This is a genomic window from Streptomyces sp. NPDC058964 (assembly GCF_042741275.1).
Lineage (GTDB): Bacteria > Actinomycetota > Actinomycetes > Streptomycetales > Streptomycetaceae > Streptomyces.
Genome location: NZ_JBHYKH010000005.1, coordinates 13,871 through 26,771 on the forward strand (window position 1 = coordinate 13,871; position 12,901 = coordinate 26,771).

11 protein-coding genes and 2 pseudogenes are annotated in these 12,901 nt (G+C 69.6%); 3 read left to right on the forward strand and 10 right to left on the reverse strand.

What is annotated here, in order from left to right; translation table 11 throughout:
• Positions 1-83: 83 nt before the first annotated feature.
• The 8 genes from ACFW2E_RS01085 to ACFW2E_RS01120 form a co-directional block, all read right to left on the reverse strand.
• Positions 84-353, reverse strand: coding sequence for an acyl carrier protein (locus ACFW2E_RS01085; RefSeq protein WP_384459393.1), 270 nt, complete (start codon positions 351-353; stop codon positions 84-86).
• A gap of 259 nt (positions 354-612) precedes the next feature.
• Entirely contained in the window at positions 613-2,046 is a 1,434-nt protein-coding gene (locus tag ACFW2E_RS01090; RefSeq protein ID WP_384459396.1) for a cytochrome P450, read from the reverse strand.
• Positions 2,047-2,506: 460 nt separating this feature from the next.
• Positions 2,507-3,757 carry a beta-ketoacyl-ACP synthase II gene (gene fabF / locus ACFW2E_RS01095; protein WP_384459399.1) on the reverse strand — a complete coding sequence of 417 codons (1,251 nt, stop codon included), beginning with the start codon at positions 3,755-3,757 and terminating at the stop codon, positions 2,507-2,509.
• The gene (locus ACFW2E_RS01100) at positions 3,754-4,233 is read right to left on the reverse strand and encodes an SCP2 sterol-binding domain-containing protein (RefSeq protein ID WP_384459401.1); all 480 of its coding nucleotides are present in this window, start codon (positions 4,231-4,233) and stop codon (positions 3,754-3,756) included. Before ACFW2E_RS01100 ends, fabF begins: the two co-directional genes overlap by 4 nt.
• Positions 4,230-5,924, reverse strand: coding sequence for an FAD-dependent oxidoreductase (locus ACFW2E_RS01105; protein ID WP_384459404.1), 1,695 nt, complete (start codon positions 5,922-5,924; stop codon positions 4,230-4,232). The genes ACFW2E_RS01100 and ACFW2E_RS01105 overlap by 4 nt, the downstream gene beginning before the upstream one ends.
• A complete protein-coding gene (locus ACFW2E_RS01110) occupies positions 5,921-6,931 on the reverse strand; it encodes a hypothetical protein (protein ID WP_384459407.1) in 1,011 nt (336 codons plus the stop codon). The genes ACFW2E_RS01105 and ACFW2E_RS01110 overlap by 4 nt, the downstream gene beginning before the upstream one ends.
• 4 nt (positions 6,932-6,935) lie before the next feature.
• The gene (locus tag ACFW2E_RS01115; protein WP_384459409.1) at positions 6,936-8,072 is read right to left on the reverse strand and encodes a 3-oxoacyl-[acyl-carrier-protein] synthase III C-terminal domain-containing protein; all 1,137 of its coding nucleotides are present in this window, start codon (positions 8,070-8,072) and stop codon (positions 6,936-6,938) included.
• 19 nt (positions 8,073-8,091) lie between these two features.
• Positions 8,092-8,355, reverse strand: a complete 264-nt coding sequence (locus ACFW2E_RS01120; protein WP_384459412.1) for an acyl carrier protein — start codon at positions 8,353-8,355, stop codon at positions 8,092-8,094.
• A 174-nt stretch (positions 8,356-8,529) separates the two neighbouring features.
• Here ACFW2E_RS01120 and ACFW2E_RS01125 point away from each other — a divergent pair.
• A pseudogene (locus ACFW2E_RS01125) lies at positions 8,530-9,069 on the forward strand (MFS transporter); the annotation flags it as partial.
• 153 nt (positions 9,070-9,222) lie between these two features.
• Positions 9,223-9,540, forward strand: coding sequence for a hypothetical protein (locus ACFW2E_RS01130; RefSeq protein WP_384459415.1), 318 nt, complete (start codon positions 9,223-9,225; stop codon positions 9,538-9,540).
• Positions 9,541-9,875: 335 nt separating this feature from the next.
• Here ACFW2E_RS01130 and ACFW2E_RS01135 read toward each other — a convergent pair.
• Together ACFW2E_RS01135 and ACFW2E_RS01140 are read right to left on the reverse strand one after the other, a co-directional pair.
• Positions 9,876-10,112: pseudogene (locus tag ACFW2E_RS01135) on the reverse strand (ISL3 family transposase); the annotation flags it as partial.
• Positions 10,113-10,217: 105 nt separating this feature from the next.
• The gene (locus ACFW2E_RS01140) at positions 10,218-11,090 is read right to left on the reverse strand and encodes a hypothetical protein (RefSeq protein ID WP_384459418.1); all 873 of its coding nucleotides are present in this window, start codon (positions 11,088-11,090) and stop codon (positions 10,218-10,220) included.
• 478 nt (positions 11,091-11,568) lie between these two features.
• Here ACFW2E_RS01140 and ACFW2E_RS01145 point away from each other — a divergent pair, with 478 nt between their 5' ends.
• A complete protein-coding gene (locus ACFW2E_RS01145; RefSeq protein WP_384459420.1) occupies positions 11,569-12,849 on the forward strand; it encodes a trypsin-like serine peptidase in 1,281 nt (426 codons plus the stop codon).
• Positions 12,850-12,901 lie beyond the last annotated feature (52 nt).

A 12,901-nucleotide genomic window follows, 5' to 3' on the forward strand; every position in this document is an offset into this window, starting at 1 on the left:
GTGGGGGTTGTGTGGGGGGGGGGGGGGGGGGGGGGGGGCGCCGGCGGCCCCCCCCCCCCCCCACCGCATGAGCCGCGGGCAGGTCAGGATGCGGCCTGCGCGGTGCGCTTGTCCGTGATCAGCTGAAGGACTTCGATGAGCGACGAGACCTGCCTGAAGTCGCTCTCCTGCAGCTTGACGCCGTACTGCCTGTCAAGCCGGACGATGATCGCCAGCGCCATCAGTGAGTCGACCTCCAGGTCCTGCACGAGATCGGCGTCGTCCGTGACCTCCTCCACGTCGAGCTCGAGGACGTCGGCGACGAGGGAGCGCAGTTCTTCTTTGTCGAGTGCGATCTGGGTGTTGTTGGACATGTGCGGGTATTCCCTTCGGATTTGTGTCTGTGATGCTGGCTGGTGATCACGGCGAGGGTGGTCGTCGCGTTGACAGACTTCGCGCAGGTGGGGTCTTGGGCGCTGCGTTGGGGGCCAGTCGGCAATGCGCTCGCTGATGTCGTCCTTCTCAGTTGCTCGCCTTCAGGTCGATCGGGTCCGGCCGCACCGATCGGTCCGAGGAAGGGGGTGATGAGGTGCCCGGCATGACTCCGTGAGATGCCCCAGGAAGCCGCCGGACTCATTCGTGGACGCCACACGTTCCGCGGCGCCTGGCGGACATCGGCAGACCGTGCCGCGGCCGGATCGTGATCCTTGCCAGCGGGTCGACCGCGAACCCGGGAACGGGCTCGAACTCCCAGTGCCGCCCCAGGGTGGCCAGCGCCATGACGCCCTCCATCCGCGAGAAGGTATTGCCTATGCACTGCCGCGGACCGCCGCCGAAGGGAAGATAGGCGAGGCGCGGGCGTCCGGGCCGTACCGCGTGACCGGTGAGCTCGTCCGCCGCGCCGGCGGACCGCGGGATTTCGAGCCAGCGCTGCGGGGCGAAGAGCTCCGGCTGCGGCCACCACCGGGGATCGCGGTGGACGACCCACGGGATGATCCCGACGAAGCTGTCCTTGGGGACGCGGTGGCCGCAGACCTCGAAGTCGTCCAGGGGACGGCGGGCGAGGCCCATGACCGGCGGGTAGAGGCGTATCACCTCGGAGAGGACCGCGTCGGTCCAGACGAGGCGTGGCAGGTCCTCGACCGTGGGCAGCCGGTCGCCGAGCACCTCGTCGATCTCCTCGTGCATGCGCTCCCGTGCCTCGGGGTGGCTGCCGAGCAGGTGGTAGGCCCAGGTGAGAGCGCTGGCCGTGGTCTCGTGGCCGGCCATGAGGAGGGTGATCGCCTCGTCCCGTACCTGGCGGTCCTCCATCGGCTCCCCGGTGTCGGCGTCGCGCGCCGCGAGCAGCAGTGAGAGCAGGTCGGTGCCCTGGCCGTCGCCCTGCCTGCGCTCCGCCATGAGCCGGTAGACGATGGCATCGAGGTTGTCCCGGGCCTCGTAGAAGCGCTTGTTGCCGGGCAGCGGCAGCTTCGCCAGATGGCGGGCGAAGGGCAGGGAATCCCAGCGCAGCGGACCCTCGTGGCGCGGGATGGCGGCGATGGTGCGGGCCACATCGCTGTCGAGCGAGACGTCGAAGAGCGTGCGGGCCACGATGGCGAGGGTCAGCTCGGTCATCTCGGCCTGCAGATCGAGCCGGTCCCCGTCCTTCCAGCCGGACTGGATGTCGTCGGAGAGCTCGGCAAAGGCACGGCCGTAGCCGGCGATGCGTTCGTGATGGAACATCGGCTGTATCAGCCTGCGCTGCTTGCGGTGGAACTTGCCGTCGCTGGTGACCAGGCCGTTGCCGAGGATCACCTCGAGCGGGGCGGCCCACTTGCCGCGTCCGGCGCTCATGACGTCTTTCCCGAAGTTGCGGTGCGACGTGACCAGGACCTCGTGGACCGCCTCCGGGTCGCTGATCATGTACAACTCGCTCGAGGCGAGCGGGATGCGCACGACGGGGCCGTACTGGTCGCGCAGCCCGGTGAGGTAGTTCAGCGGGTTGCCGGACATCGCGAGCAGGGCGCGCAGCCGGCCGGTGGGACCGGGGGCCGCGGTGGCCATGGGGGCGGTGGAGACCTGCGTCATCGAGGAGCCTTCCTGAGGTGCGGTCACGAGTGGCGCCGCGGACTCGGCCAGCGGTCCAACGGGACATGCGGGCCTTGGTGGTCGAGGGGCCGGCCCACCGGTGCGAGCAGGCCGAAGACCAGGTCCTGCATCCGCTTGGGGGCTTTGCGAGGGCGAACTCGTCGAGCTCGCGGGCGATGACCGCGGCCCGCAGCACATGGGGGTGGCCTTGCGGTTGGTGTGGCCGTCGCCGGCCAGGCCCCAGAGACTCTCCAGGAGTTCGTCGGCGCGCAGGGCGGGCGTCAGGGTGCTGAACACGCCTGCCGCGGTGTGCTGGTGACGGTTGACGATGCGGTGCGAAACGCCCGGCGGCACGACATGGGCCTTGCCCGGCTCGGCGAGGATCTCCTTGCCCCCGACCTCGATGCACACCGAACCTTGCAGGTGGCTTCCGGGGCGAGCTCCATGGACACGGGTGGGGTCACTCCCTGACGAAGCGTTGGAGGGCGAGCGAGACGTTCTGCCCGCCGAAGGCGAAGGAATTGGAGAGGGCCGCCTGCAGCGCGTACGGACGGGCGGTGTTCGGCACGTAGTCGAGGTCGCACTCGGGATCGGCCGCGTCCTGGTTGATGGTGGGCGGGATGACCCCGCGGTCGATGGCGAGGGCGCAGAACGCCGTCTCGGTCGCGCCGGCCGCGCCCAGCAGATGGCCGGTCATCGACTTGGTGGAGCTGACGGCCAGGTTCCCGCTGTGCCTGCCGAAGGCGGACTTGATCGCCTTCGTCTCGGCGGCGTCGGAGAACGGGGTCGAGGTGCCATGGGCGTTGACGTGCTCGATCTCGCCGGGCTTGAGGCCGGCCTCGCGCAGCGCGGCGAGCATGGCGCGGGCGGCACCCTGCCCGGTGGGATCGGGGGCGGTGACGTGGTAGGCGTCGCTGGTCTGGCCGTAGCCGCAGATCTCGGCGTAGACGTACGCGCCCCGCGCCTCGGCCGACTCCGCGGTCTCCAGGAGCAGCATGGTGGCGCCCTCCCCCATGACGAAACCGTCCCGGTCCGCGGTGAACGGGCGGGAGGCTCGGCGGGGTTCGTCGTTGCGGCGGGACAGCGCGCGCAGGTTGGCGAAGCCCGCGATCAGCGGCGAGGCGATGCATGCCTCGGAGCCGCCCGCCAGTGCGGCCCCGGCATAGCCGTCGCGGACCATGCGGTAGGCCTGCCCGATCGCGTCGGCCGAGGAGGCGCAGGCGGTGACCGGTGCGGCGCCGGGGCCGCGGAAGCCGAAGCGCTGGGCGACCGTGCCCGCGCCCATGTTGACGATGGAGCTGGGCACGAAGAAGGGGGAGACCATCCGGGGTGCCGCCGCGTCCTTCAGCACCCCCTCCCTCATGGTGGCGGCGCCGCCGATGGCGCTGCCGATCACGGTGGCTGCGCCGTCCCGGTCGATGCCGTCGAGGCCCGCGCGCTCCACGGCGAGTTCGGCCGCGGCGATCGCGAAGTGGCAGAACCGGTCGAGGCGTCTGGCCTCTTTGGGGGTCAGCCAGTCGGTCGGGTCGAAGTCCGTCACCTCGGCGGCGATACGCACCGGCAGCCGGTCGGCGTCGAAGCCCTGGATCGGTCCCACGCCGGAGGTTCCGGCGAGCAGCCGCGTCCAGACCGTCTCGGTGCCGATGCCGAGCGGGTTGACCATGCCGATGCCCGTCACCACCACCCGGTGGCGCCCGGGGGCGGTACTCATACGGACTCACCCGGCTCGGCGAGCCCGAAGAGAGACTCCATCCGCATCGCGAGGCGCACGTCACCCTGGATGTGCAGTCTGCCCTTGAGCAGCAGATCCATACCCTGGGCCGCGGCGGAGGCCATCTCCACGAAGCTGACCGCGTCGAGGGCGAGGGTGACCGCGGGGGCGCCCGAGATCCCCGTCTCGCGCACGTCGCAGGTGTCCTCGGTCAGTACGAGGTCGTACGCGACGGTGTCGGCCGGCGGCCTTCCGACCTCCCAACGGGCGGTCTGCGGACCGTCCATGGGGCCTCCGGTGTAGCGCTCGGGCATCTGCTCGAAGACTGTGCGCAGCACGTCCTCGCCCTCGGGTGTGGCCAGCCAGGCCGCCAGGTCCTCGCGCGGCAGCCCGGCGAGGGCGGCGCGGACCTCGGGGAGTACGCCGGAGCGCAGTCCCGCCAATCGCTCCGGAGAGAAGGTGGGTCCGGCCGTCATGAGGGCCCTTCCGCTCGTGCGGGCACCGGCCCGCTGTTGACTATTCGGTCGACGGCCTGCCGGAGTTCCTGCCGTGGTGCGACGCCGGGCAGCCGGGCGAGGACATGGCCGTCGGGCCGTACGAGAACCGCTTGCGCCCCATGCAGGGCGTAGCTGTCGGCGAAGGCTCCGCTGACATCGCGCAGTTGGGCCCCGTCCGCGGTGATCACGGCTGCTGTGAGGGGCAGGCCCAGGACGGTCGGGGTCTCCTGCGCCACTTGCTGCCAGACGGCTCCCTCCGCCCCGGTGAGCAGGGCGAAGCCGGTGCGGGCCAGGTCGGTCGTGGAGATCCGGTCGCCGGCCCGGTCGAGCCAGGCGTGCGGGGCCCGGTGGCCGGCCTGGGCGGTCGGCCGATAGTTCACTATGTCCTGGACCACCGGCTCGCCGGGGCCTGGTGCGTAGGTGAAACCCAGCGTCTGCCCCTCGAAGTCGAAGTGCGGCCGATGCTGTTCGATGTTTCGGGCGAACTCCGCCGGGTCGGCGTCGGATTGGAGCAGCGCCCGCTTCTGGAGGGCGTTGTGCTCGCTGTACCGGGCGTTGAACTCCGCGACCGGGCGCCGCTCACGCTCGTACGAGTCGAGCAGCGTGTCGGGGGCACCGCCGCGCAGTACCGCGGCCAGCTTCCAGGCGAGGTTGTGGGCGTCCTGGATGCCGGTGTTCATGCCGAAGCCCCCGGTGGGCGGGAAGGTGTGGGCGGCGTCTCCTGCGGCGAGCACCCGGCCGTCGGCGCTGCGCCAGGAGGCGAGCCCGGTGGAGCCCATCACCCAGTTCCGTACGGAGTGGATGCGCAGCCCCCCGAGTGCTTCGCCCGACTCGCCGATGGCGGCCTCGATCAGCTTGTGGTGATCGACTTCCGCCTCGAAGTAGGTGTGTTCCTCGTCGGGGGTGAGGGCGGGGATCTCCAGGAGCCATTCGCCGCGCTTGGGGTCCACGGTGATCAGGACGCCCCGCACGGTGTCGTTGAGCACCCAGTACAGGGCGCTCTCCCGGCCGGCCGTCCAGGGCGAGAGGTCGGCGGTGAAATGGATGTCGAGGAGCCTGCCGAGGGGCGTGGCCGCGGTCCGCCGCAGGCCCACCGTCTCGCGCAGCGGGCCGTGCAGCCCCTCGGCCAGGACGGCGTAGCGGGCCTCGACGACGGTGGGATGCTCGCCCGAGGCCGTCACCCTGACACCGGTCGGAGTCCGGGTCAGCTCCTCGGCCCTGACGCCGCGGATCACTCGTGCGTCCTCGGGGAGCCGGTCGACGAGCAGCGCTTCCACCCGGTTCTGCGAGCAGATGACGGGAAGTGCCGGGCTGTTGGCCACTCGCTGCATCAGGGCGTGCGCCGAATCGATGATGTCGAGGGCGGCGAGTTCGGTGCCGGCGAGCTCGGTGCACCAGGTGATGCGTGCCGTGTTCTCCAGGGACACGCCGGCACGGCGCACCTCGGTATCGACGCCCAGGTGCCTGAGCAGCTCCATGGTGCGCGAGTTGATCACCGTGGCGCGTGGATGGCCGGACGGTGCCGGGCGCTGTTCCAGGACGACCGTGCGTACGCCGAGTCCGGCGAGGAAGTGGGCCGCGGCAAGGCCGGTGGGCCCGGCACCGACCACCACGACGTCGGCCTTCACCTGCTCGGCGGCCTCCGGCGGATGCGGTACGGCTGCAGTCATCGGCGCACCTCCGCAAGACCGGCGACGACCGGCGCCAGGCGCCGGGCCCCCGCGGCGTCGAAGCCGGCCTTGAACAGGACGCGGGCGACGACGACTGCGGGCAGCCCGGCCAGGATGGCGCCGGCCAGCCAGAGCACGAACACCCCGGTGAGCGCGGTGCGTGGGGCCTCACCACGCCGTCCGGCGGCGCGGATGGCCCGGCCCCAAACCCGGAAGACCTTCCCGGCCAGGAGGTCGGCCGCGGCAAGCGGATAGTGCACGGGGGCCGCGTCGTGGGCGGCGAGAACGGCGCGGACCCGGTCGGCCAAGGCCTCCTCGGAAGCGGTGCGGGAGGCGGGTTCGGCCTGTTCCGCGCCGAGTTCGGCCTGTTCGGGGGCGAGTTCGGGTTGCGCCGGGGCGAGTTCGGCGATGCGCTCGCCGAGGAGCGCGAGCCGGTCCAGCTCGTCCATGCCGACACCGGCGCGCGGGAACCCCCAGGACGCCTCCCGCTTGCCGGCGAGCAGCCAGCGCAGCGTGGTGACGAAGGTGACCCCGGCGGAGGCGGTGTCCACTGCGGCGATCGTGCCCAAGTAGCGGCCGCCCGCGGCCTGGAACAGCCGCTGCACCTCGACGGCGGCCGAGTACCACATGTTCCGGCAGGCCACCAGGCCGACGACGGCACGCCCGTCGAACGCCTTCGGCTCGGCGCCGACGAGCGCCCGCATGGGCAGCGCCGGAGCCAAGTACCAGACGGGGAAGGCAAAGACGACCAGGTCCGCATCGTCATCCTCGGCCACCGGCGGCCGGGCGGTGATCTCGGGTGCCCCGTCGGGGTCGACGGAGGCGGGGAAGACGCCGAAGAAGCGGCGCAGGGGCCAGGGGAAGGGAAAGGGTTCCCGCGGCCTGATCTCGACCTTGCGTATGTCCCAACCCGCCTTTTCCAGCGGGTCGGTGACGGCGGAGACGGATTCCAGGAGCTGACCGGTCTGTGAGTACCAGTAGACCGTCACTCGGGGCTGTGCCCCCATGACCTCAGGCCTCCCCGGCGGAGACGGCCGTCAGATGCGCGAAGGACACCGCGAACCGGCCGGACTCGGGGACCATCACCAGGAGTTTGTCGCCGGGGGACACCAGACCCTCACTGAGCATCTCCTCCAGGATCACGTAGATGCTGGCGGAGCCCATGTTCCCGACCCGGGGCAGATTGCTGTACCACTTCTCGAGGGAGGGACCCCTGACCTTCTTGTGCTCGATCTCCTTGACCACCATGGACTTCATGCGCTCGCTGGAGTAGTGCGCGGGGAACCAGGCGAGCTCGTCCGGGTCGAAGCGGCCCTCGTCGAGCAGCCGCTGGTACTCCTTGACCCCGAGCCGCACGAGGTGCGGCAGCAGGCCCAGGTTCTGGCGCAGCGCCAGCGCACCGTCGGCGCCGGCCTCGGCCGCGGAGGGGTAGTCCCACCAGGTCTGCTCCGCCGAGTTGTCGGCCGAGCCCATGTACATGCAGGTCTTCTCGGTGTTGGCGTAGGAGGTGAGCGAGATCCAGTCGATCCGCAGGCTCACCCCGTCGGCCGCCGGGCGGTCCTGTACCACCGCGGCGCCGGCGCCGTCCGAGAGCATGTAGCGCAGGAACGCCATCTCCATGGCGATGGCACCGTCGTCCGAGACCGGCCGGACGTCGGCGAACCGGTCGCTCCTCATGAAACGCGAGGCCAGTTCGGACGCGGAGGCGACCGCGTTCTTCTTCTCCCCGGCCGCCACCTGGAGGTAGGCGTTCTTGAGCGCCATCATCCCGGAGCTGCAGATGCCGTGAGTGGTGACGATCTCGCAGGGCGGACTGCCCAGTTCGCCGTGGATGCCGCTGGCGATGCCGGGCGCGATGAGATCCGGGACGGTGGTGGCCGCCGCGATGAGGTCGATGTCGTCGAGGGTGATGTCCGAGCGGTCCACCGCCTGGCGGATCGCCGCGACCGCCATGTCGGTGTTGGAGAACAGGGTCTTTTGCTGCTTGTCGATGGCGTAGTGCCGTGACTTGATCCCGCAGTTGGCGAGTGTCAGCTCGCGCAGCCCCGAACTCGCTTGGCCCACGCTGCCGATGTAGTCCTCGATCTCCTCGTTGGGCACCGGTTCGCCGGGCAGGAAACGTCCCATGGCGGTGATGTAGGCAGGCAATGCAGAGTCTCCCCGTGATCTAGGCGATTGCTGCGGTTTCGATCTTGGAGACGGCGAAGTCCAGGACGTCGCCGACGGTGCGGATCGAACCGAAGAAGCGCTCGTCGTCCATCGAGATGCCGTACGCACCCTGAAGGGTCTGCGCCATGGCGACGAGGTCGAGTGAGTCGATGCCGATGTCGTAGTACAGATCGGATTCCACGGAGATTTCATCCGGGTCGGCATCGCACTTGGCCAGGAGGAATTCCTTGATATCTGCGTAGAGGTCGGTCCTCAAAGACATGTTCACCTCCCGTGCCCCACCCTCTGTGCGGCACGGGATTCACTGTGGCCCAAGCCGCTTGGCCCTCGCTCTCGATGCCCTTGAGCAGACCGGTCAGGCAGGCTCCGGCGAGATGGTGGAGCTGCTGGGAGTGGTGCGCGCAACGCCGCTCGTCTCGACCTGGACGGGGAGGCAATGGCCCCTCTCGCGCTGGCCTACTCCGTCATCGAGCAAGGAGGAGGAGCCGGATCTCTTGGCCTGGTCCTCGCCACGAACACCATCCCCACGATCGTGTTCCTCCTCGTGGACGGTCTCTTCGCGGACCGCGTGTCCCGAAGCCGGGTTCTCTTCCTCGGCAATCTGCTGGCGGCCGGGGCGCAGGGAGCACTGGCGGGCATCGTGGCCAGTGGACATGCGACCACGGTGTCGATCGCGGCGTGTGGATTCCTCTCGGGAACCGCAGCCTCTTTCATCGTGCCTGCCACGCAGGGGGCCATCGCGCAGATCGTTCCAACGGAGCAGTTGCAGCAGGCCAGCGCACTGCTCAGGCTGCCGATCAACGCGGTGAAGGTCCTGGGCCCGGTCGTCGGCGGATTCGTCGTCGCGGCCAGCGGCGCGGCATGGGCCCTGGCCTGGGACGCGTTCACGTTCGCCGCTGCGGCTGTCCTGCTTCTCGGTCTGCGCCTGGGCGCCCCGCTCACCAGGCCCGCCGGCGTTCTCGATGGTGTTCAAGCTCGTCGAGTCCGCCCAGGCCCACTGACGGGCGATCACCGGATCCCACCTGGTGCGCCTGGTCCGCGCGGGCGCCAGGTTCGAGAATGGCATCCTGGTCGAACGTACTGAAACGCGGGCTGCGTGAGGCCGTGGGGCTGGGGAGGCAGAAGAACCGTGGCGATCTGTTTCGAGCTCGTGGTGAACTTCGGCGATGACGCCGAAGCGGCACAGACTGCCGCCCGCATAGACCCCAGGCCATGGGTGCTTCGCGCGGGCGCCCACCGGATCCCTCTCCGCGAGGAGGACCATGGCATGTCCTTCGAGCGCTACGACTCGTTGTTCGCCGTCCGGGACTTCGACTCGAACCTGGAACGTCAGGAGGCCACTGCGCGAAGGATCTTCGACAACCTCGCCGCCCTCGACCGCTACGAACTGCTCCTCGTACGTGACCTGCAAGAGCTGCTTGCCTCGTCCGGGCCCTCGCCTCAGTGAGGCAGGCCGGCCATCCGTCGAGGGGATCACCGCATCCGGGCAGTACGGAACCCCGAAGAGCTCTGGCCCTGGGCGACGGGATGATCGCCGGCCGATTGTCAGCGGTCGGTGGCATGGTCGGTCGGGGAGACGGATCAGGGACTACTGCATCGCGGGCCACGGCACGGACGAGGCCGGCCACGCAACCCGCCCGCACTGCACCACGCGGACGGTGATCGTCTACTGCCCCGAGTTCTCGCCGAGAGCTTCCTCGCGGAAGCAGCCCACCAGTCAGGTGGCCGGACGCGGCAGCTCACGGGCAAGTTCTGAGACGCCGGTTCATCACTGACCACGGGGATCCGCACGCGGACCACCACCCGGCGCGCGTCGACCGGTACGTCGGCCACCGTCCGCCAGTGATGGCCGTGCACGCGTCCCGACGATGCCCCGTACACCGGACGGACCGCGGTGTCCTCCGGGGTCCGTGCCCGCACCACGATTCACTCACCCTCCTCGCCCACATCCTCGATGACCAGCGGGGACAGCCCTGAAAACACCGTCTGTACAAGCTCGTTGACGTCATTCACATGAATGTCAACGACCCCATCACCCTCCGTCACCACCCCATGCGAGACAGGGCCGTTCACTGGACAGACCCCGCGGCTGCTTCAGGCTGGGCGACGAGTGGTGATGCGTGCTCAGGCGGAGGTCGTGCGGCGGGAGCGGGCCCGCAGAAGGAGCGCGGTGCCGGCTGCGGCGGTGAGGAGTACGCCACCGGCGGCCCAGGCCAGCGTGGCAGTGCGGGATGACCCGGTCGAGTGCTGTGCCAGGCACTTCTTTCCGGGGGCGGCGGGGGCGATGCGCAGTCGGGCCCAGGGTTTGTCGGGGCCGGTCTGGTCGACGTCGTGCCGGTAGACGACGTAGATGCCGGGTGCGGAGTCGCAGGTCAGGGTGGTGGTGGCGGTCAGGACGGCTTTGGCGCCGCGCAGAACGGGGCGGTCGGTGAAGGCGCGGGAGGTGAGGGTGATGTCTCCGTCCGATCCCTCGTCGTCGTTGTCCGTGATCGTAATGCGGCTGCCGGCCCGGAAGGTCCGCACGTCCCATTCCGACTGGGGCCACGTTCTGTCCGGAGCCCAGCGTTCCTCCAGCCTGGGCGGAGGCAGTTTCCTGACCTTGTTCCGGCAGGCGCGGCGTGCCGCCTCGTCGGCGGGTTCCACGCGCACCCGTGCCCAGCGGAACGGATGCTCGTCCGGGCCCACGTCTCCGGCGCCACGCCGCGTCACCGGGTAGGTGCCGGGACGGGCGTCGCAGGCGATGGTGACGGTGGTGGTCAGCACCGGATGCATCATGCGCAGCTTCCCTGCCGCAACGAACGCGGGGGAGTTGATGGTTGCGAGGTAAGTGACATCGCTGGCCTCGGTGTTGACGGTCAGTGTGTCGCCGGGATGCACCGAGCGGACACTTCCGAACGGGAGCGAGGGTCCGGGCGGGGAGGCCGAGGCCGGCCCGGCTGCCAGGAAGGGGAGCAGGAGGGGGAGTGCCGCCCACGCGGTCCTGCGGAGTCGGTCCATCGCCACACCCTGTCCTCTTATTTGATGACTTGCCAGTTATTACTCAGTAGTACACTATCGCCACTCGAACGAACATATGTGCGAGTTCTGGGTAGTTCGGGGCCCGCTCACCGTTCGGCCCTCTCCAAGACGGAAAGGCATCTTCTTGCGTTCCAGACACAGATGGATTCCAGCCCTCGCTCTGGGACTGGGTGTAGGAATTCTCGGCGCCGGGACGGCATGGGCCGGGACAGGCGATCCGTCCCCAGTGGTCTCCGCCCCACCGACGGCCTCCGCATCACCGGAGACTCCCGGCACCGGGCCTCGGCTCCCGCCGGCGCTGCCCGCGCCCTCGCCGTCATCGACAGTCGCGGGGGCCGTCGACCCGACCGACTCCGCCACCCCCTCTAACTCCTCGACGCAGCCCGCCGAACCGACCACCTCTCCCCCGTCGGGGCCGAGTCTGAGCGAGGAGGAGAAGTACTGGACGGCGGAGCGCATGTCCGACGCCGTCCCGGTCGATACCCTGCCGGACCCCGCTCCGGCCGCCTCGAAGCACGGCATCACCGCGGGAAACGCCGTCACGCACCGGCCGCCGCCATCAGGCACCCCCACCCCGGAGCACTTCCTCGGCCACCCGATGATCGGCACGTTCTTCTATGACGGCCGGCAGCTCGGCGGCAAGAAGACGTACTGCACGGGCAGCGTCGTGCACACGGCCGCCAAGGACATCGTGCTGACCGCCGGACACTGCGGCCTCGGCCTGAAGTCAGCCACTCACCGCATCTTCGTGCCGCGATACCGCATCGGCAAGCCCGCCGCCGAGCAGCCGGACGGCGTGTTCCCGGTGTCCCAGCTCTACATAGACCCGCGCTACGAGAGGAACAGCAAGAAGGCGGTTTCCGACCTCGACCTGGCCTTCGCTCAGGTCGGCTCCAACAGCCGGGGCAAGGTGGAGGATGTCACGGGATCCCTGACGTTCACGCCGACCAACAGCTACCACCACAAGGTCACCGTCATCGGTTATCCCGATGACGTCAGCGTCAACCCCGACCATGTGCCGGTCCGCTGCCCCGTCAGCACCTCCCAACTGCCGGGCTTCAGGCAGATGCGCATGACCTGCAAGGGCTTCTACGGCGGTGTCTCCGGCGGCCCGTGGATCGAGGACTACAACAGCACCAACGGCACCGGCAAGGTCATCGGCAACACCGGCGGATACAACGGCGGCGGCAACGACGCCAACGACGACTGGGTGACGTACGCGCCGGTCTACGGCAAGGACGCCCAGGACCTGTTCGCCGACGCCGCCGCTCACCGGAACGTGGATGACCACAAACCGCCGTACCAGCCGTCCGGGGACCCCTGGCTGCCCGGCCCCGCACCCACCTGGCAGCACGCCAAGTTGCTGGCCTCGGGCGACTTCCGCCAGACCGGCCACAGCGACATGATCGTGGTCTGGACCGACGGCGAGGTCACCCTCTACCCCGGCAACGGACACGGCGGCTACGACCCCGAACGGCAACTGCTACCCAAGAACGACACCTGGACGAACGCCAGGACCATCACCGCAGGCGACTTCACCGGGTCCAACCGGTTCGACCTGCTGGTCCGCTGGTCCGACGGAGAGGTGACACTCTACGGCGACGTCGGCACCAAGGGACTGAACTGGGCCGGCACCCAGATGATCAAACCCAACGGCCTCTGGAAGAACGCCACTCAGATCGCCGCCGGCCGCGTAGCCCCCCCCCCCAAACCCCACCCACCCGAAAGACCCACGTAAGACAGGCGACCACCACCACAAACACAACAAACACACCCCCCCCAAAACCACA